The organism is Pseudomonas sp. GL_135 (assembly GCF_057834665.1).
The window spans coordinates 4,092,743-4,109,157 of the sequence record NZ_CM174408.1 but is presented as its reverse complement, the minus strand read 5'-3'; the positions used below and the strand labels follow the sequence as shown (position 1 = coordinate 4,109,157).

Below are 16,415 nucleotides of genomic sequence, written 5' to 3'. Positions count from 1 at the left end.
CTTTGAGCCGCACTTAAAGCCTTTGGTTCTAGCAACATATCGGCAGGGCGGTGCGAAGGGTGAGCTTTAGCGTGCGGGTTGAAGGCGGCCCGACTCGTGAAAAAAGCCGGGTGCTCGACTGACGTATCAGGGCAGGACTTGCTTGAAGGGTTTGACGACCACGCCAGCGTAGACACCCGCTGCGACGTAGGGATCAGCATCGGCCCAGGCCTGGGCGTCCTTGAGCGACTCGAATTCGGCGACGATCAGGCTGCCGGTAAACCCTGCCGTGCCCGGGTCGATGCTGTCTATCGCGGGCATCGGGCCCGCAAGGACGATGCGGCCCTCGGCTTTCATTGCGTTCAGACGCTCCAGATGCGCAGGGCGTGCGGCCAGGCGTTTTTCCAGCGAGTTGGCGACGTCGGTTGCCACGATTGCGTAGAGCATGTCAGTCCTCTCTTTTTTTGTTTGAAGGCTGGGTGGACGGGTCGGCGTCATGGATATGGCGGGCCAGGAAGATGCCCTGGCCGACCAGGAACAGCAGGGTCATGCCCAGGCTGCCGAACACCTTGAAATCGACCCAGAATTCTTGATAGGTAAACGCAACATAAAGATTGGCCGCGCCGCAGAACAGGAAGAACACGATCCAGGCGATATTCAGCTTGGTCCAGACCGCCTGGGGCAGGGTCAGCGCATGGCCCATGATGCGTTGAATCAACAACCGGTCGCCAATGAAGTGACTGCCGGCGAAGATCAGCGCAAAGACCCAATTGACGACCGGGGCTTTCCACTTGAGGAAGGTTTCGCTGTGGAAGGCCAGGGTGAGGCTACCGAAGACCAGACAGGCAATCAGCGTCAGCCACTGACTCTTTTCGAGTTTGCCCTGCCGGAAATAAAGGACGCCGTAGACCACGAGGGAACTGGCGATCAGCATCGCGGTGGCGCTGTAAATCCCGCCTACCATGAAGCTGTGGCCAAGGACATCGACGGCTTGCGGGCTGATTTTGTAAACGATGAAGAACAGGATGAGCGGGATGAAGTCGATGAATTGTTTCACAGTAAGAGCCAGAAGCTGGATGTGACGGCATAATAACAAACATCAATGACTGCGAAAGCGCCCCTATGAACGTCGATCTGCACTGCCACAGTACCGCTTCCGATGGCGCCCTTGCGCCCGCGGTACTTGTCGCGCGTGCCCACGAGCACGGCGTCAAAGTCCTCGCGCTGACCGATCACGACACCCTTGAAGGCCTGGCCGAGGCCCGTGCTGCGGCGCTTGCGCTTGGTATGCAGCTGATTGATGGCATCGAATTGTCCTGCACCTGGGGTGGTGCCACCATTCACGTACTGGGTTACGGATTCGACGTAGATGCCCCCCAATTGCGTGAGGCCATCGAGCAATTGCACACGGGTCGCTGGTTGCGGGCCGAAGAAATAAGCCGAAAGTTGGCGATGAAAGGTATGCCCGGCGCGCTCGAAGGTGCCCGCGCGGTGCAGCAGGCGCTGGGCGACAGCGGCAATGCGCCGGCCCGACCGCATTTTGCCGACTTTCTGGTCAATCAGGGTTTCGTCAAAGATCGCGCCGAAGCGTTCCGCAAATGGCTTGGTGCGGGCAAACTGGGCGACGTCAAGCAACACTGGCCGACCCTTGAGGAAACGGTGGCGACCCTGCGCGCCGCCGGGGCCTGGATCAGCCTTGCGCACCCTTCGCATTACGATTTCACCCGCAGCAAGCGTCGCAAGCTGGTCGCCGACTTCATCCAGGCCGGCGGCCACGCAATAGAAGTGGTCAACGGCCTGCAGCCTGCCGATCAGGTCGGCAGTCTGGCGATTCTGGCCCGTGAGTTCGGTCTGCTGGTCAGTGCCGGCAGTGATTTTCATGCCCCAGGCGCATGGTCTGAAATCGGCGTTTATCGCCCATTGCCCGAAGACCTGCCGCCCCTTTGGTGTCGGTTCAAACATGACCAGCCTACTGCCGTCTGAACAGGAAATTACCGTGAGTCAATTTTTCCAGGTCCACCCGGAGAATCCGCAAGCGCGCCTGATCAAGCAGGCCGTGGAAATCATCCGGGCGGGCGGTCTGGTGGTGTATCCCACCGATTCGTCCTACGCATTGGGTTGCCAGATGGGCGACAAGACGGCCGTCGAGCGCATCCGTCGCCTGCGTCAACTCGATGACAAACACAATTTCACGCTGATGTGCAGCGACCTGTCCCAACTGGGGTTGTTCGCCAAGGTCGACACGGCGGCGTTCCGCGTGCTCAAGGCGCACACGCCGGGGCCGTACACCTTCATCCTCGGCGCCACCCGTGACGTGCCGCGTCTGGTCCTGCACCCCAAGCGCCGGACCATCGGCCTGCGCGTGCCGGGTCATCCCATCGCCCAGGCGCTGCTGCAGGAACTCGGCGAGCCGCTGATGAGCGTGAGCCTGATCATGCCCGGCGAGACCATTCCGATGAGTGACCCTTACGAGATGCGCGGGATCCTCGAGCACCAGGTGGACCTGATCATCGACGCAGGCGAGGGCGGCATTTCGGCCTCGACCGTGGTCAACCTGACCGATGGCGAGCCCCAAGTGGTGCGCGTGGGTTGCGGCGATCCGACGCCGTTCGGGGTCGAAGTCGAGTGACCGAAGCGCAAACCCTGGATGCTCAGACCGACGCGCAGCCCGGTGCTCAGCAAGAGCTGCCGTTTGCCATGGTCTACGGTCAGGCCGTCACACAGATGCCGGTCGACCTGTACATCCCGCCGGACGCGCTGGAAGTGTTCCTCGAAGCCTTCGAAGGCCCGCTGGACCTGCTGCTTTACCTGATTCGCAAACAGAACATCAACATCCTCGACATCCCTGTGGCGGAAATCACCCGTCAGTACATGGGTTACGTCGAGCTGATGAAAACCGTGCGCCTGGAGCTCGCCGCCGAGTACCTGGTCATGGCGGCCATGCTCGCCGAGATCAAATCGCGCATGTTGCTGCCGCGCTCGGAAATGGCCGAAGAGGAAGAGGGCGATCCCCGCGCCGAACTGATTCGCCGCTTGCAGCAATACGAGCGGTTCAAGGCCGCGGCAGAAGGTATCGATCAGCTGTCTCGCGTGGGCCGTGACGTGCTGGTGCCCAGGCTGGAAGCGCCGGAAGCACGGGTGCGCAAGTTGTTGCCGGATGTCGCCCTCGAAGAGCTGCTCATGTCGATGGCCGACGTGCTGCGCCGTGGTGACATGTTCGAAAGCCACCAGGTCAGCCGCGAAGCGCTGTCCACCCGCGAGCGGATGAGTGATGTGCTGGAGCGCTTGAAAGGCGCGGGTTTCGTGCCATTCGCCGAGCTGTTCACGGCAGAAGAGGGGCGGCTGGGTGTGGTGGTGACGTTCATGGCCGTGCTGGAACTGGTCAAGGAGCAACTGGTGGAGCTGGTGCAAAACGAAGCCTTCGCCGTCATTCATGTGCGGGCGCGAGCCGAATAAAGAGCAAGAACTGATCAATGAACCTGAATGAACCTCGCGATCTGGCGCCGTTGCTCGAAGCGTTTCTGCTTGCCTCCGGAAAACCGCAATCCCTGGAACGCCTCTATGAGCTGTTCGAAGAGGGCGAGCGGCCTGAACCGCCGGTGTTCAAAAAGGCCCTGACGTTGCTGGGCAAATCCTGCGACAACCGCGCCTTTGAACTGAAAGAAGTCGCCACCGGCTATCGCTTGCAGATCCGCGAGAAGTTCGCGCCCTGGGTCGGGCGTCTGTGGGAAGAACGGCCCCAGCGCTATTCACGGGCCCTGCTGGAAACCATGGCGCTGATCGCGTATCGCCAGCCGATCACCCGGGGCGAGATCGAGGACGTGCGCGGCGTCGCGGTCAATACCAACATCGTCAAGACCCTGATGGAGCGCGAGTGGATCAGGATCGTCGGCTACCGCGACGTGCCCGGCAAGCCAGCAATGTTCGCCACCACTAAAGCCTTTCTTGACCACTTCAACCTGAAAAACCTCGACGAACTGCCGCCGCTGGCCGACTTGCGCGAGATGGAAACCGAGCCGGTGCTGGAATTCGACGACGCGCCAGTGCCTGCGCATTTGCAGGCGTTGGCCGATGCCAGCCTGGCGCTCGATGGCGACGCAGAGCCTGGCGCCGAGCCTGAAGCGCCCCGGGATGAGACCAGTTTCCGCAGCCTGCTGGCCGAGTTGGATACCATGGAGCAGGGCCTGAAAATCGACTTCGACGATTTATTGCTCGATGAGCCCGATAAAGAGTCTGAATTGGAAGAACCGCCGCAGGACGATGAAGATCCGCGGTGACGATGGCTGCGGCGGAAATGTCCGCAGCCCCAATTCCTCACTCAGGCGAACCCATGAGCACCAAGAATCCCTGCATCAGCCTCTGCAAGTTCGACGAAGAGATTTGCCTCGGCTGCGGTCGCAGCAAGCGCGAGATCAAATCCTGGAAGAAGATGGAAAAGGACGAAAAGCGCTCGGTGCTCGCCGAATCGGCCCTTCGGCTGATCAAGCTCAAGGGCGCCAGTCGGCGGAAAAAGAAGTGAGCCTGATTTTTTCATCTAGTCTTTGATGCGCAACGCGCGTCAGGCGCGTATGATTCGCGACCTTTTGGCGATCCACACGCGCCAGGGATTTCAGTTTTCTGCCCGTTCCGCGTCAGAGTTGTTCTGATCCGGAGCCGCTTTCTTCCAGAGAGCCGGGCCACAGGCCATGCCCACTCGCGCATGCCCTGATTCGACACACCGGGAGGTGCCCAGATGAGTGAACAAGACAAGCAAGACAAAGAGATCGGCCCAGCAGGCGAAAAACTGCAGAAGGTTCTGGCGCGTATTGGCGTTGGTTCCCGTCGCGACGTTGAAGCCTGGATCGGCGAAGGCCGCATCAAGGTCAACGGCGTTCAGGCCACGCTCGGTCAACGCGTTGACCTGCACGACGCCATCACGGTCGACGGTCGCGTGATCCGACGCGAAGAAGCCGCCGAAACCGTTCGCCGCGTCATCATGTACAACAAGCCAGACGGTGAAATCTGCACCCGTGACGACCCCGAGGGCCGTCCGACCGTCTTTGATCGCCTGCCGCGCCCGAAAGAAGGCCGCTGGATCAACATCGGTCGTCTGGACATCAATACCACCGGCCTGCTGATGTTCACCACTGACGGTGAATTGGCCAACCGCCTGATGCACCCCTCGTTCGAGATGGACCGCGAGTACGCCGTGCGCGTCCGTGGCGAAGTCGACGACGACATGCTGGCACGCCTGAAGGCTGGCGTGGTGCTGGAAGACGGCCCGGCGCGTTTCACCGACATCCAGCAGGCACCGGGCGGCGAAGGCTTCAACCACTGGTACCACTGCGTGGTGATGGAAGGCCGCAACCGCGAAGTTCGCCGGTTGTGGGAATCCCAGGGCTTGGTGGTCAGCCGCCTGAAGCGCGTGCGTTTCGGTCCGGTGTTCCTTAATTCCGACCTGCCGATGGGCCGCTGGCGCGAAATGAGTCAGCAGGAGGTCGACATCCTCAGCGCGGAGGTCGGCTTGACGCCGGTTGCGATGCCGCAGATGACCGCCAAGACCAAGGACAAGCTGGAGCGTTTGCAGCGCCAGTCGTCCCGCCCGTTGGGCAAAGGCGAGCGTGTGCGTCAGTTGCGTCCGGCCAAGGATGCAGTGTCCCCTGATCGTCCGGCCCGCGAGCCGCGTCTGGCGGATGGCGAGCGCCCGGCGCGCAAGCCTGCGGAAAACGGTCGTCCGGCGCGCACCCCGCGTCCGGCCATCGGTGGTCGTGGCGGCGACAATGCCCGTGGCGGCAATCCACGTGGCGACAGCGCTCGCAGTGACAACGGTCGTGGTACGCCAGTGGCGGAACGCCCGAGCGACATGAATAAACGCCCGGCCAAGCCTAAGCCTTCGCGCCCTGGCATTGGTCTGGTGGACGACAAGACCCCGTCCGGCAAACGCCGCGGCCCGCCAAGCGGCTCCGGTCAGCGTCCAGGCTTCGGTCGTCGCAAGCCTGAGTAATGGCGTTGTGAAACACTGACAGCGGTCTGCACTACGAAAAACGCCAGTCGAAAGACTGGCGTTTTTTTATGCGCGCTTATGAGTCAGACGACGTAGGCGGTCCCATCGAATACCACGCGCTTGTCCACGGCCAGTGAACCGCTGTTGAAGATCAGGTCCATGTGATGGCTGCCCTTGGCGCCGCCGCCCAGGCCCAGATGCAGCCCGCAGTGACGCTCTTCGAACCCGGCGTTGCGTGCGTACAGCTGGCTGACGCCTTCGTTGGTGCCGATCCCCAGTTCTTCAATGCGCCGGTTCGAGGGATTGGCGTCCAGGTACTTATTGAAGTCGTGCTCCAGCCCCGGTACGTCAGTAGCGATTCGGGTCACCATGGAGTTCTCGATCCACAGTTCCAGTGGCGATTCGATGATCCCGTACTTGCGCGCGAAAGGGATGGTGCTGAGAAAGGTGCCGAGGAACCGCACATGACCGTTGATGGATTCGCTGTGGGTGGCGATCTCACCGGGTGCCAGGTCGTAGTTGCCGACGCCGTTGATGTTGGTCCACTTCTTCAGTTCGCGCAGCGGTGCCTCGAAGTACGAGCCGTGCTCGTCGCTGAAGCTGAGGGTCTCGCCTTCGTTCATGGTGTCGATCAACGCCGCATTCAGCTGCGCGATGCGCTCTGGCTCAACGCTGAACGTGTCGTAGAAATAGTCGCCGTAATCCTTGAACAGCAGAGACTTCTTCCACTGCGCCGACATCACGTCCTGCAACTGACGAATGAAAGGCGGTCCTTCGGCGCGCGGGTTAGGCAGCGTTGAGGAATCGTAGAACAGGACAAAGAGATCGGAGTGGGTGATGGCTTCTGTCAGTTCGCCGACCGGAGTGGTGTCCAGCGGCATAGTGCTGAACCGGAAGAAATCCCGCGCCGTCGAGCTTTCGGCGATGCCGTCGACGAGGCTGCGGTATTCCGGGGTATGGGCCAGTAGTACTTGAGGAGTGTTCATGCCGTTAACGGCGGGGTGGTGTTGCAGGTAATACAGGAAGTGTTCGATGGCGCTGCTGTTGTCCATGGGTGCGCTCCGCTCCGAATGCTCAAAACAAGAGGGCGAACGCGTTAGCCACGTTCGCCCTTCAGCTGTTTTAGAACGGCCACATTGCGGTGCCAAACGGCACCACGGCGTCGGCCTGCATCATCTCCACAGCGGCATCATGAGTCGGTGCTTCAAACCAATCGTCCAATTGCAGTTCTTCTTCCAGAGCCAGTTCAACTGTTTGCATAGGTGAATCTCCTGAGAATGACGTACTTGCCGAATGCAGCGAGGACGAAAGGCATCGCTTTAAGTCCTCGTCATGGAAGCACGCTGACCTTCGTGGCCAGCAAGCACTGAAAAAACTAGTTCAATAGTCAGGCTGTTGCAAAGTGAAAAACGGGTGCTGGATGCTGGCATTTCGCCGGGGTTTTCAAAAGTTGCAGCGAAAACAACGTTAGGGGGCTTACGATTTCGGTTAATTATTTTCGCGACAAAATTGTGTCGGCGGTGTGATTAAGAGCCCAAACAATCACAGCTTCCCGGCTAAAGGCGGTCCTACTCTTCCGCGCAAACCGGTGTGAGCGGTGTACAATGCGCGCCCGTTTTTTCTGTGATCCACCGGCGTACGGACGCCAACCCCTCGGGGTTACCCACTCCGTTTTCCTCCGTCGCGCCATGAGCGCGTCGGGTTCGATTCCGTCACAGACAAGCGCGCCAAGGTGATTTGCCAATGAGTGAAAACATGTCCCATTCGGGTGACTTGAAGCGTGGTCTGAAGAACCGCCACATCCAGCTGATCGCCCTCGGTGGCGCGATTGGCACGGGTCTGTTCCTGGGCTCGGCAGGGGTTCTGAAATCCGCTGGCCCGTCGATGATCCTTGGCTACGCCGTCTGCGGCTTCATCGCCTTCATGATCATGCGCCAGCTCGGCGAGATGATCGTCGAAGAGCCGGTGGCCGGGTCGTTCAGCCATTTCGCCCACAAATACTGGGGCGGCTTTGCCGGCTTCCTGTCGGGCTGGAACTGCTGGGTTTTGTACATTCTGGTGGGCATGTCCGAGCTGACCGCCGTCGGCAAATACATTCAGTACTGGTGGCCGGAAGTCCCTGCGTGGGCCTCGGCAGCCGTGTTCTTCGTGATGATCAACGTCATCAACCTGGCCAATGTGAAAGTCTTCGGCGAGGCCGAATTCTGGTTCGCGATCATCAAAGTCGTGGCAATCCTGGGGATGATCGCCCTGGGCAGTTATCTGTTGGTGAGCGGCGAGGGTGGCCCGCAAGCGTCGGTGAGCAATCTGTGGGATCGGGGTGGCTTCTTCCCCCATGGCGTGAGCGGGCTCGTGATGGCGCTGGCGTTCATCATGTTCTCGTTCGGGGGCCTGGAAATGCTCGGCTTCACCGCTGCGGAAGCGGACCAGCCGCGCACCATCATTCCGAAGGCCATCAACCAGGTGATCTACCGGATTCTGATTTTCTACATCGGCTCGCTGGTGGTGCTGCTGTCACTGACGCCGTGGGACGCCTTGCTGGTTGACCTCAATGCCTCCGGCGATGCCTACAGCGGCAGCCCGTTCGTGCATGTGTTCTCGATGCTGGGCAGCACAACGGCGGCGCACATACTCAACTTCGTCGTGCTGACGGCGGCGTTGTCGGTCTACAACAGCGGCACTTACTGCAACGCACGCATGCTGTTCGGTATGGCCGAGCAGGGCGATGCGCCGCAGTCACTGGCGCGGGTCGACAGTCGGGGTGTTCCGGTGCGGGCGATTCTGGTGTCGGCGGCGGTGACGCTGATTGCCGTGTTGCTCAACTACCTGATGCCGCAAAACGCCCTTGAGCTGCTGATGTCGCTGGTGGTCGCGACGCTGGTGATCAACTGGGCGATGATCAGTTATTCCCACCTCAAATTCCGCCAGCACCTGAGCCGCGTCGGCCAGCAGCCGCTGTTCAAGGCGCTGTGGTACCCGTATGGCAACTATGTCTGTCTGGCGTTTGTGGTGCTGATTCTGGGGATCATGCTGATGATTCCCGGCATCCGGGTTTCGGTGTACGCGATCCCGGTCTGGCTGGCGGCGATGTGGGTGTTCTACCTGATCAAGAACAAGCGCCGGGCCAACAGCGAGTCAATGGCCCAGCGGACGTCGATCATCAAATAAGGCGAGAGCCGCCGGTGAAATCGCGGCGGCTTGGAACCAGGACATAGGTTGCGATGCTGATCATCTCCAACAACATCCATCTGCCGGACAGCGACGTCGAGCTGACCGCCATCCGTGCACAGGGGGCGGGTGGTCAGAACGTCAACAAGGTGTCCAGCGCCATGCACCTGCGCTTCGACATCAACGCCTCGTCGCTGCCGCCGTTCTACAAGGAGCGACTTCTGGCGCTGCGTGACAGTCGTATCACCAGCGACGGCGTGCTGGTCATCAAGGCGCAGCAATACCGGACGCAGGAGCAGAACCGTGCCGACGCGCTGGAGCGTCTGAGTGAGTTGATCATCAGTGCAGGGAAGGTCGAGAAGAAGCGCCGGCCAACCAAGCCGACCCTGGGCTCGAAGACCCGTCGACTGGAGTCGAAGACCAAGCGCGGGTCGATCAAGGCAGGGCGGGGCAAAGTCGATTTTTGACCCGCGCAAGCGGGATCAGCTCGCGACTGGCTTTTCCCGCGTCCTCTTCGCGTGCTTGTAGAGATACACGCTCAGCCCCAGCCCGCTCAGCGAAGCCAGCGCGGCAAACAGGAAAATCGACGCAAAGCCGAAGCCTGCCGCCACGGCGCCCGCCACCGGCCCGGTAATCCCCAGTGACAGATCAATGAACAGCGAATAAGCCCCCACTGCCGCACCGCGACTGGCCGGTGGCACAAGATTCACCGCTTCAACGCCGAGCGCCGGGAACACCAGCGAGAAGCCGAAGCCGGTCAGCGCCGCGCCGGCCAATGCCAGATTCGGGTTGGGCGCCAGCCACAACAGCAGCAACCCCAACGTCTCCACCGACAGGCAGGCAATCGCCACACGGAAGCCGCCGATGCGATTGATCAGGTTGCCGAACAGCAGGCGTGCGCCAATGAAACAGGCGCCGAACAGGCTCAGGCACAACACCGCATTCGGCCAGGCGTGGCTGGCGTAATACAGCGTGATAAACGTCGCGATGGTGCCGAAACCGATCGACCCCAGCGCCAGCCCGGTGCCGTGGGGCAGCACACGCCCTAGCACGTGAAGGAAGGGCAAACGCTCCCCATGCACCAGCGGCGCCGGGGTTTTCTTCCAGGCCAGGGAAATGCCCAGCGCCGCCAGCAGCATGATGCTGACGCCCATGCTCCACAGCCCCAGCGCGTTGACCAGCAGCACACCCAGCGGCGCGCCGATGGCCAGTGCGCCGTAGCTGGCGATACCGTTCCAGGAAATCACTTTGGCCGTGTTGGCAGCGCCGACGCGGCCGATGCCCCAGCCAATCGAGCCGGAGCCAACCAGACTTTCTGCGCTGCCGAGCACCAGACGGCCCACGAACAAGCTGATCAGACTGACCATCGGCCAGGCGTCGAGCCAGTCGGCGAGGAGCATGAACACGCCGCTCAACCCGCAGCCGAACAGGCCGATGATGACGGCCTTTTTCGGGCCTCGGGTGTCGATGAAGCGCCCGGCAAAGGGGCGGCTGAGCAGTGTGGCGAGGTATTGCACGCTGATGACCAGCCCGGCGGCCACCGCGCCGAAGCCAAGGTCGGTGTGCACATAACCCGGCAATACGGCCAGCGGGATACCGATGTTCAGGTAGCCGATGAAGGTGAACAGCACGATGGAAACAACCTGCAGCGTGACAGCCATAGGACGTTGAGGGGCAGCGCTCGAAGCGTCTGGCATGGGCATAGATCCACGGTTACGACGGAAAAAGAATAGCGAGGGGTCAATCGGGTTGAAGCGTAGACGCTTGAATCCGTGCGAGGGCACATGATAACGAGGCACGGAGGTTCATGGCAGCAGCGGATGGGCGGATCTGATTCGGGGTCAAGCAGAGGTGAAGCCTGTTGCGAATGATTCGGCCCTTATGGAAATACACCTTGAAGACGCTCTTCCATAGGGGCTGAACAGTCAGCGGTAAAAATCGGCCTTCAGCGCGGGCTTTGGGCTTTGCTGCTGTCATTACGCTTACCGCTGGCTTTCATCTCGATCGGCTGACCGAGTTCCTGGCGGGCTGCTGCACTTTGCTGGGTTTGGCTTGGGAAGGGGAAGTTCGGGATTTCATGCATATCATCGCTCCTCACAAGTGTGTTGCGGCTGAATTGAACAGCGCGTCTTAAAACGCTCAGGGAGGATACAGCAGTACAAATGACAATCAGACTTTTAAATGCGGGCCGCCGGTCATGTAGTGAGGATGGGTTCCTACAACATGCGCGCGGCCCTCGAAAAAGTCGGCTCGGTGAGCGCCTCAGTCCTCGCAAACCGCTGCAAACGCCGCTGCCAGTTCAGCCAGTCGCGTGGCATCAATCCCCGCCACGTTGGCCCGACCCGCTGCCACCATGTACACGCTGTGCTCGTTGCGCAGACGCGCCACCTGGTCGTCGTTCATGCCGGTGTAGGAAAACATGCCGCGCTGCACGGCGATGTGGGCGAAACGTTCGCCCAGACCCAGCGGCGTGAGTGCCTCGACCAGCCCGACCCGAAGGTGCGCAATGCGGCTGCGCATCTCTTCGACTTCTTCAGCCCACAGGGCTTTCAATTCAGGATCGCCGAGGATTTCGGCGACGACGGCAGCGCCATGATCCGGTGGATTCGACCACAGATTACGGGCCGTCGCCGACAGCTGACTGCGCACATCCATCAGCTTGTCGGTGGTGTCGGCGCAAACCAGCAAGGCGCCGGTGCGCTCGCGGTACAGGCCGAAATTTTTCGAGCAGGAACTGGTGATCAGCAGCTCCGGCAGTTCGCCGGCAAACAGGCGAACCGCCCAGGCGTCTTGTTCAAGGCCGTCGCCAAAACCCTGGTACGCGAAATCGATCAGCGGCAGCAGGTTGCGTTGCTTGACGATTTCCAGCACCGCGTACCAGTCATCACGGGACAGGTCGAACCCGGTCGGGTTGTGGCAGCAGGCATGCAACAGGACGACGTCGCCCTCGGGAATGGTCCTCAACGTCTCCAGCATGGCCGGCACGTTGAGCGTGTTGTCACTGCCCACGTAGGGGTAGTGACTGACTTTCAGGCCCGCCGCAGCGTAGATGGTTTCGTGAATCGGCCAGGTCGGATCACTCAGCCAGATGCCCTTGCCCGGCAGGCAATGGGCAATGAAGTCCGCGCTCAAACGCAGCGCGCCGGTGCCGCCGGGTGTCTGGGTGGCGCCAACGCGCTTGCTGCCGATCAGCGGTGAGTCGGCGCCCATGACCAGCTCACAGATCAGCGTGCCGAACCGCGGTTCGCCATGGCCACCGATGTAACTCTTGGTGGGTTGCGAGTCGACCAGCCGCTGCTCGGCGATTTTCACCGCGCGGGGAATGGTCGTCAGGCCCTGCGCATCTTTATAGACGCCCACGCCCAGGTCGAACTTGTTCGGATTCGGGTCTTTGGCATAGGCCTGAATCAGGCCCAGGATGGGATCGTCCGGTACGCGCTGGATCTGTGAAAAATGCATTTTACTTACGGCCCTCGGCGCTTTTGGCCACCTCGTCGGTGCGGGAGGCCATGATGAAATCGTTGCGGTGCAGCCCCTTGATGGAATGGCTCCACCAGGTCACGGTCACTTTGCCCCATTCGGTCAGCAGCCCCGGGTGGTGACCTTCGGCCTCGGCAATTTCGCCGACCGCGTTGGTAAACGCCAGCGCAAATTTGAAATTCTTGAACAGAAAGACTTTTTCCAGCTGCATCACGCCGTCACGCACTTCGATGTTCCAGTCCGGGATCTGCTTGAGCAAGTCCGGCAGCTCGGCGTCACTGACCTGCGGGGCGTCGGCGCGGCAGGCTTCGCATTGGGATTGATTGAGAGCGGTCATCGGGAGATTCCTTGATCGGGTTCGGGCTGCTGTTTCAGGCAGCTTTTGTTTAGGCGGCTTTTGTCTTGGCGGCGAACTTCGGCGCGTGCAGCCCCCGTTCGGATGCCGTGCAGGCCATGCCCATGATGTCTTCGTGGGCAAGGTCGAACAGGCGCTTGAGATCCGGCAGCACAAAATAGAGTGGCTGCAGAATGTCGATGCGGTAGGGCGTGCGCATGGCTTCAATCGGGTCGAAGGGCTGATGTTCAGGGGTTGTCGACACGCTGTAAACGGTTTCCTTGGGCGAGGAGAGGATGCCGCCGCCGTAGATCTTGCGCCCCTGGGGCGTGTCGACCAGGCCGAATTCGATGGTCATCCAGTAAAGGCGGGCAAGATACACGCGCTGCTCTTTGCTGGCTGCCAGACCGAGCTTGCCGTAGGTGTGGGTAAATTCTGCAAACCAGGGGTTGGTCAGTAAGGGGCAGTGTCCGAAAACCTCGTGAAAGATGTCGGGCTCTTGCAGGTAGTCGAGTTCTTCCTCGCTGCGAATGAACGTAGCGACTGGAAATCGCTTGCTCGCCAGTAACTCGAAGAAGGTTTGAAAAGGGATCAGCGCCGGCACGCGCTCGACTTGCCAACCCGTTGTAGCGCCGAGGACGCGGTTGATCTCGCCGAGCTGCGGAATACGGTCGTGGGGCAGAGCCAGTTGCTCGATCCCATCCAGATACTCCTGACACGCACGACCCTCGACGACTTTGAGCTGGCGGGTGATGAGGGTGTTCCAGATTCTGTGCTCGGCTTCCGAGTAATCAATGAATCCGGTGGCGTCCGGCTCGCGGGCGACGTAATGCGTACTCATGGGGCTCTCCTGATGGTTTGTTCTTATATGGAGCAAGCGATGTGAGGCGTTTGAATCCGATTGAGCCATTGATAGCTGATTTGGCGCTCTTGAAGGGCAAGGTTGCCGTTCGATCAGCGCCGCAGTGCTCGCGGATCTGTAAAGAAATCGTGACGAACAGCCGGTGCTTGCTCAAATGCACCACCGCTGTACCTCATCCACCGCTTGCGCTGTAACGTATTCTTGACGATAAACTCGGCTTAACCCGAAATCGATGCCACGTTCGCGAGCCCTTCATGCGTATCAAAGTCCATTGTCAGAACCGCGTCGGCATCCTGCGCGACATCCTCGAGTTGCTGGTGGCTTACGGCGTCAACGTCTCCGGCGGCGAAGTGGGCGGTGAGCATGGCGACGCCATTTATCTGCGTTGCCCGAACCTGATCAATCTGCAGTTCCAGGCGCTGGTGCCGAAGTTCGAGACCATCGCCGGGGTATTCGGCGTCAAGCGTGTGGGACTGATGCCCAGCGAACGTCGGCATATGGAGCTCAATGCCTTGCTCGGCGCGCTGGAATTCCCCGTGCTGTCCATCGACATGGGCGGCTCCATCGTTGCGGCCAACCGCGCCGCCGCGCAGCTGCTGGGCGTGCGGGTTGATGAAGTACCGGGCATTCCGCTGTCCCGTTACGCCGAGGATTTCGACCTGCCGCAACTGGTGCGCGCCAATCGCTCGCGCATCAACGGTCTGCGCGTGAAGGTCAAAGGCGACATCTTTCTGGCTGACATCGCGCCCCTGCAATCCGAGCATGAAGACAGCGAGGCCATGGCCGGCGCGGTGCTGACACTCCACCGCGCCGACCGGGTCGGCGAGCACATCTATAACGTGCGCAAGCAGGAGCTGCGCGGTTTCGACAGCATTTTTCAGAGTTCGAAGGTGATGGCCGCGGTGGTTCGGGAGGCCCGGCGCATGGCCCCGCTGGATGTGCCGTTGCTGATCGAAGGCGAAACCGGCACGGGTAAAGAACTGCTGGCGCGGGCCTGTCACCTGGCCAGCCCGCGCGGCCAGTCGCCGATGATGGCGCTCAACTGCGCGGGGTTTTCCGAGTCCATGGCTGAGACCGAGCTGTTCGGCTACGGCCCCGGCGCATTTGAGGGTGCACGAGCCGAAGGCAAGCTGGGGCTGCTGGAATTGACCTCGGGAGGCACATTGTTTCTCGACGGGGTCGCGGAGATGAGTGCACGGTTGCAGGCGAAACTGCTGCGCTACCTGCAGGAAGGGTGCTTTCGGAGGGTCGGCAGCGACGAGGAGGTGTACCTGGACGTGCGCATCATCTGTGCCACGCAAGTGGACTTGTCCGAACTCTGCACCCGTGGCGAATTCCGCCAGGACCTCTATCACCGGCTCAACGTGCTATCGCTGCACATTCCGCCCCTGCGCGACTGCCTGGACGGTCTCGCGCCGCTGGTTGAGCACTTTATTGATCAGGCCAGTCGGCAGATTGGTTGCGCCTTACCCCGGCTGGCGCCAGCGGCAATGGATCGGCTCAGCCAATACCACTGGCCCGGCAATGTGCGGCAGCTGGAAAACGTATTGTTCCAGGCTGTTTCGCTGTGCGACGGAAAACTGGTGAAAGCTGAACATATTCGCCTGCCGGATTACGGCGTGCGACAACCCTTGGGAGCGTTTTCCCTGGAAGGGGGGCTGGAAGATATTGTCGGGCGGTTCGAGAAAGCAGTACTTGAGCAGCTCTATGCGGCGCACCCGAGCAGCCGTTTATTAGGCAAGCGATTGAGTGTTTCCCATACAACCGTCGCCAATAAGTTGAAGCACTACGGAATAGGCCAAAGTTAAAAGTTGTTCATGACTGTAGAGGCACGCTTACCTGCGAATCGGTAATGCTGTTAGCGGATATATAAACTCATACACCGCGATTCGCGGGTAAGCGCTCTTGGAAACAAGCGGCGAGCGCAACTGATCAGCCGTTGCTGCAACCGTTGCCCATGACCTGATACTCAAGCACGTGGCGTTTGCCCTGAGAGTCAACGTAGGTCATATGCTGTGGGACGACCTGGCAGACGTTCGGCACTTCATCCACCGAAATAACCTTCGCGATATCCAGCTTGGTGGAGTAGGTATATTCCTCGACACGCTGTTGCTGGGCGGCCACTTTTGCGCCGGATTCTTCTGCCATTGCCATGGCGCTGAAACCACAAAGAGCCATTACAACCAGTGCCGCTTTCATTACTCATTTCCTCTAAGTTGCTTCATTAACACTGCGACGCAGAAAGTGCGGTCGACAGGGTGCGCAGAATCCTTGTGGGGCTCTGGGTGAAGCGAATGATGACCGGGTGGGTTTAGTTGATCGATGTTCCAGCGTGGGGGCTGTTGTTAATCAATCATTTGCCGTGTTGGCGGAACGGATTCTATGCCCCTGTCTGGAATTCATATAGAAACCATTCTGATAAAGTCTGTTGAGCAAATCGGCAACAATCGCTGTTATTCGGTTGTTGGCCGGGCTCGACGGGTTCTTTAGTCGTAGCCGGGACATGAAGATTTGCCTGAAACCGGGCACCTCAGCTGCTTTCGGCGCTATGCTCGGAGTCGGTAAGACCATCGTCGAATGGCCTTTGCAGCCATCGGCGGATACAACAG

General features: G+C 60.3%; 19 protein-coding genes. 9 read left to right on the top strand and 10 right to left on the bottom strand.

Going from position 1 to position 16,415, the window contains the following annotated elements; all coding sequences use genetic code 11:
• Positions 1–126 precede the first annotated feature (126 nt).
• Both AC3ISG_RS18270 and AC3ISG_RS18265 read right to left on the bottom strand, forming a co-directional pair.
• Positions 127–426, bottom strand: a complete 300-nt coding sequence (locus tag AC3ISG_RS18270; protein ID WP_122537530.1) for a YciI family protein — start codon at positions 424–426, stop codon at positions 127–129.
• Position 427: 1 nt separating this feature from the next.
• Positions 428–1,036: a septation protein A gene (locus AC3ISG_RS18265; RefSeq protein WP_122537531.1), complete on the bottom strand. Its 609-nt coding sequence runs from the start codon at positions 1,034–1,036 to the stop codon at positions 428–430.
• Positions 1,037–1,101: 65 nt separating this feature from the next.
• On the opposite strand from AC3ISG_RS18265, the gene AC3ISG_RS18260 reads away from it, so the two are divergent.
• The 6 genes from AC3ISG_RS18260 to rluB all read left to right on the top strand — a co-directional run bounded on the left by AC3ISG_RS18260 (position 1,102) and on the right by rluB (position 5,962).
• Positions 1,102–1,962, top strand: a complete 861-nt coding sequence (locus AC3ISG_RS18260) for a PHP domain-containing protein (protein ID WP_122537532.1) — start codon at positions 1,102–1,104, stop codon at positions 1,960–1,962.
• A gap of 13 nt (positions 1,963–1,975) precedes the next feature.
• On the top strand, positions 1,976–2,608 hold the full coding sequence (locus AC3ISG_RS18255; protein ID WP_108121457.1) for an L-threonylcarbamoyladenylate synthase: 633 nt from the start codon (positions 1,976–1,978) through the stop codon (positions 2,606–2,608).
• A 68-nt stretch (positions 2,609–2,676) separates the two neighbouring features.
• A complete protein-coding gene (locus tag AC3ISG_RS18250; protein ID WP_065986986.1) occupies positions 2,677–3,435 on the top strand; it encodes a segregation and condensation protein A in 759 nt (252 codons plus the stop codon).
• A gap of 17 nt (positions 3,436–3,452) precedes the next feature.
• A complete protein-coding gene (gene scpB / locus AC3ISG_RS18245; RefSeq protein ID WP_489297625.1) occupies positions 3,453–4,256 on the top strand; it encodes an SMC-Scp complex subunit ScpB in 804 nt (267 codons plus the stop codon).
• 53 nt (positions 4,257–4,309) lie between these two features.
• Positions 4,310–4,498 (top strand): DUF1289 domain-containing protein, encoded by a 189-nt coding sequence (locus AC3ISG_RS18240; RefSeq protein ID WP_163022138.1) that lies wholly within the window; start codon positions 4,310–4,312, stop codon positions 4,496–4,498.
• 213 nt (positions 4,499–4,711) lie between these two features.
• Positions 4,712–5,962, top strand: a complete 1,251-nt coding sequence (rluB, locus tag AC3ISG_RS18235) for a 23S rRNA pseudouridine(2605) synthase RluB (protein WP_122537535.1) — start codon at positions 4,712–4,714, stop codon at positions 5,960–5,962.
• 83 nt (positions 5,963–6,045) lie between these two features.
• On the opposite strand, the gene AC3ISG_RS18230 is transcribed toward rluB, so the two are convergent.
• Positions 6,046–7,014 carry a CgnE/CgnB domain-containing protein gene (locus AC3ISG_RS18230; RefSeq protein ID WP_489297624.1) on the bottom strand — a complete coding sequence of 323 codons (969 nt, stop codon included), beginning with the start codon at positions 7,012–7,014 and terminating at the stop codon, positions 6,046–6,048.
• A 70-nt stretch (positions 7,015–7,084) separates the two neighbouring features.
• Positions 7,085–7,222, bottom strand: coding sequence for a hypothetical protein (locus AC3ISG_RS18225; RefSeq protein ID WP_163022139.1), 138 nt, complete (start codon positions 7,220–7,222; stop codon positions 7,085–7,087).
• A 483-nt stretch (positions 7,223–7,705) separates the two neighbouring features.
• On the opposite strand from AC3ISG_RS18225, the gene AC3ISG_RS18220 reads away from it, so the two are divergent.
• A complete protein-coding gene (locus tag AC3ISG_RS18220) occupies positions 7,706–9,130 on the top strand; it encodes an amino acid permease (protein WP_205484442.1) in 1,425 nt (474 codons plus the stop codon).
• A gap of 53 nt (positions 9,131–9,183) precedes the next feature.
• Complete coding sequence (arfB, locus tag AC3ISG_RS18215; protein ID WP_065986956.1) at positions 9,184–9,597, top strand: alternative ribosome rescue aminoacyl-tRNA hydrolase ArfB; 414 nt, start codon at positions 9,184–9,186, stop codon at positions 9,595–9,597.
• Positions 9,598–9,612: 15 nt separating this feature from the next.
• Here the strand turns inward: arfB and AC3ISG_RS18210 are convergent, their stop codons facing one another.
• The 5 genes from AC3ISG_RS18210 to phhA all read right to left on the bottom strand — a co-directional run bounded on the left by AC3ISG_RS18210 (position 9,613) and on the right by phhA (position 13,785).
• Entirely contained in the window at positions 9,613–10,827 is a 1,215-nt protein-coding gene (locus AC3ISG_RS18210) for an MFS transporter (RefSeq protein ID WP_122537538.1), read from the bottom strand.
• Between the two features lie 248 nt (positions 10,828–11,075).
• A complete protein-coding gene (locus tag AC3ISG_RS18205; RefSeq protein WP_163022140.1) occupies positions 11,076–11,213 on the bottom strand; it encodes a hypothetical protein in 138 nt (45 codons plus the stop codon).
• A gap of 179 nt (positions 11,214–11,392) precedes the next feature.
• Positions 11,393–12,589 carry an amino acid aminotransferase gene (locus tag AC3ISG_RS18200; protein ID WP_489297623.1) on the bottom strand — a complete coding sequence of 399 codons (1,197 nt, stop codon included), beginning with the start codon at positions 12,587–12,589 and terminating at the stop codon, positions 11,393–11,395.
• A 1-nt stretch (position 12,590) separates the two neighbouring features.
• Positions 12,591–12,947 carry a 4a-hydroxytetrahydrobiopterin dehydratase gene (locus tag AC3ISG_RS18195; RefSeq protein WP_074890313.1) on the bottom strand — a complete coding sequence of 119 codons (357 nt, stop codon included), beginning with the start codon at positions 12,945–12,947 and terminating at the stop codon, positions 12,591–12,593.
• Between the two features lie 49 nt (positions 12,948–12,996).
• Positions 12,997–13,785, bottom strand: coding sequence for a phenylalanine 4-monooxygenase (phhA, locus tag AC3ISG_RS18190; RefSeq protein ID WP_489297622.1), 789 nt, complete (start codon positions 13,783–13,785; stop codon positions 12,997–12,999).
• Between the two features lie 275 nt (positions 13,786–14,060).
• Here phhA and AC3ISG_RS18185 point away from each other — a divergent pair, with 275 nt between their 5' ends.
• A complete protein-coding gene (locus AC3ISG_RS18185; RefSeq protein ID WP_489297621.1) occupies positions 14,061–15,614 on the top strand; it encodes a sigma-54-dependent transcriptional regulator in 1,554 nt (517 codons plus the stop codon).
• A gap of 124 nt (positions 15,615–15,738) precedes the next feature.
• Here AC3ISG_RS18185 and AC3ISG_RS18180 read toward each other — a convergent pair whose 3' ends face one another.
• Positions 15,739–16,005 carry a DUF2790 domain-containing protein gene (locus AC3ISG_RS18180; protein ID WP_122624628.1) on the bottom strand — a complete coding sequence of 89 codons (267 nt, stop codon included), beginning with the start codon at positions 16,003–16,005 and terminating at the stop codon, positions 15,739–15,741.
• Positions 16,006–16,415: the final 410 nt, after the last annotated feature.

Excerpts from the sequence above, each read along its gene's own strand:
- AC3ISG_RS18270 (WP_122537530.1), bottom strand. The coding sequence starts at position 426 with ATGCTCTACGCAATCGTGGCAACCGACGTCGCCAACTCGCTGGAAAAA.
- AC3ISG_RS18260 (WP_122537532.1), top strand. The coding sequence starts at position 1,102 with ATGAACGTCGATCTGCACTGCCACAGTACCGCTTCCGATGGCGCCCTT.
- AC3ISG_RS18250 (WP_065986986.1), top strand. The coding sequence starts at position 2,677 with ATGGTCTACGGTCAGGCCGTCACACAGATGCCGGTCGACCTGTACATC.
- scpB (WP_489297625.1), top strand. The coding sequence starts at position 3,453 with ATGAACCTGAATGAACCTCGCGATCTGGCGCCGTTGCTCGAAGCGTTT.
- AC3ISG_RS18240 (WP_163022138.1), top strand. The coding sequence starts at position 4,310 with ATGAGCACCAAGAATCCCTGCATCAGCCTCTGCAAGTTCGACGAAGAG.
- rluB (WP_122537535.1), top strand. The coding sequence starts at position 4,712 with ATGAGTGAACAAGACAAGCAAGACAAAGAGATCGGCCCAGCAGGCGAA.
- AC3ISG_RS18230 (WP_489297624.1), bottom strand. The coding sequence starts at position 7,014 with ATGGACAACAGCAGCGCCATCGAACACTTCCTGTATTACCTGCAACAC.
- AC3ISG_RS18225 (WP_163022139.1), bottom strand. The coding sequence starts at position 7,222 with ATGCAAACAGTTGAACTGGCTCTGGAAGAAGAACTGCAATTGGACGAT.
- AC3ISG_RS18220 (WP_205484442.1), top strand. The coding sequence starts at position 7,706 with ATGAGTGAAAACATGTCCCATTCGGGTGACTTGAAGCGTGGTCTGAAG.
- arfB (WP_065986956.1), top strand. The coding sequence starts at position 9,184 with ATGCTGATCATCTCCAACAACATCCATCTGCCGGACAGCGACGTCGAG.
- AC3ISG_RS18210 (WP_122537538.1), bottom strand. The coding sequence starts at position 10,827 with ATGCCAGACGCTTCGAGCGCTGCCCCTCAACGTCCTATGGCTGTCACG.
- AC3ISG_RS18205 (WP_163022140.1), bottom strand. The coding sequence starts at position 11,213 with ATGCATGAAATCCCGAACTTCCCCTTCCCAAGCCAAACCCAGCAAAGT.
- AC3ISG_RS18200 (WP_489297623.1), bottom strand. The coding sequence starts at position 12,589 with ATGCATTTTTCACAGATCCAGCGCGTACCGGACGATCCCATCCTGGGC.
- AC3ISG_RS18195 (WP_074890313.1), bottom strand. The coding sequence starts at position 12,947 with ATGACCGCTCTCAATCAATCCCAATGCGAAGCCTGCCGCGCCGACGCC.
- phhA (WP_489297622.1), bottom strand. The coding sequence starts at position 13,785 with ATGAGTACGCATTACGTCGCCCGCGAGCCGGACGCCACCGGATTCATT.
- AC3ISG_RS18185 (WP_489297621.1), top strand. The coding sequence starts at position 14,061 with ATGCGTATCAAAGTCCATTGTCAGAACCGCGTCGGCATCCTGCGCGAC.
- AC3ISG_RS18180 (WP_122624628.1), bottom strand. The coding sequence starts at position 16,005 with ATGAAAGCGGCACTGGTTGTAATGGCTCTTTGTGGTTTCAGCGCCATG.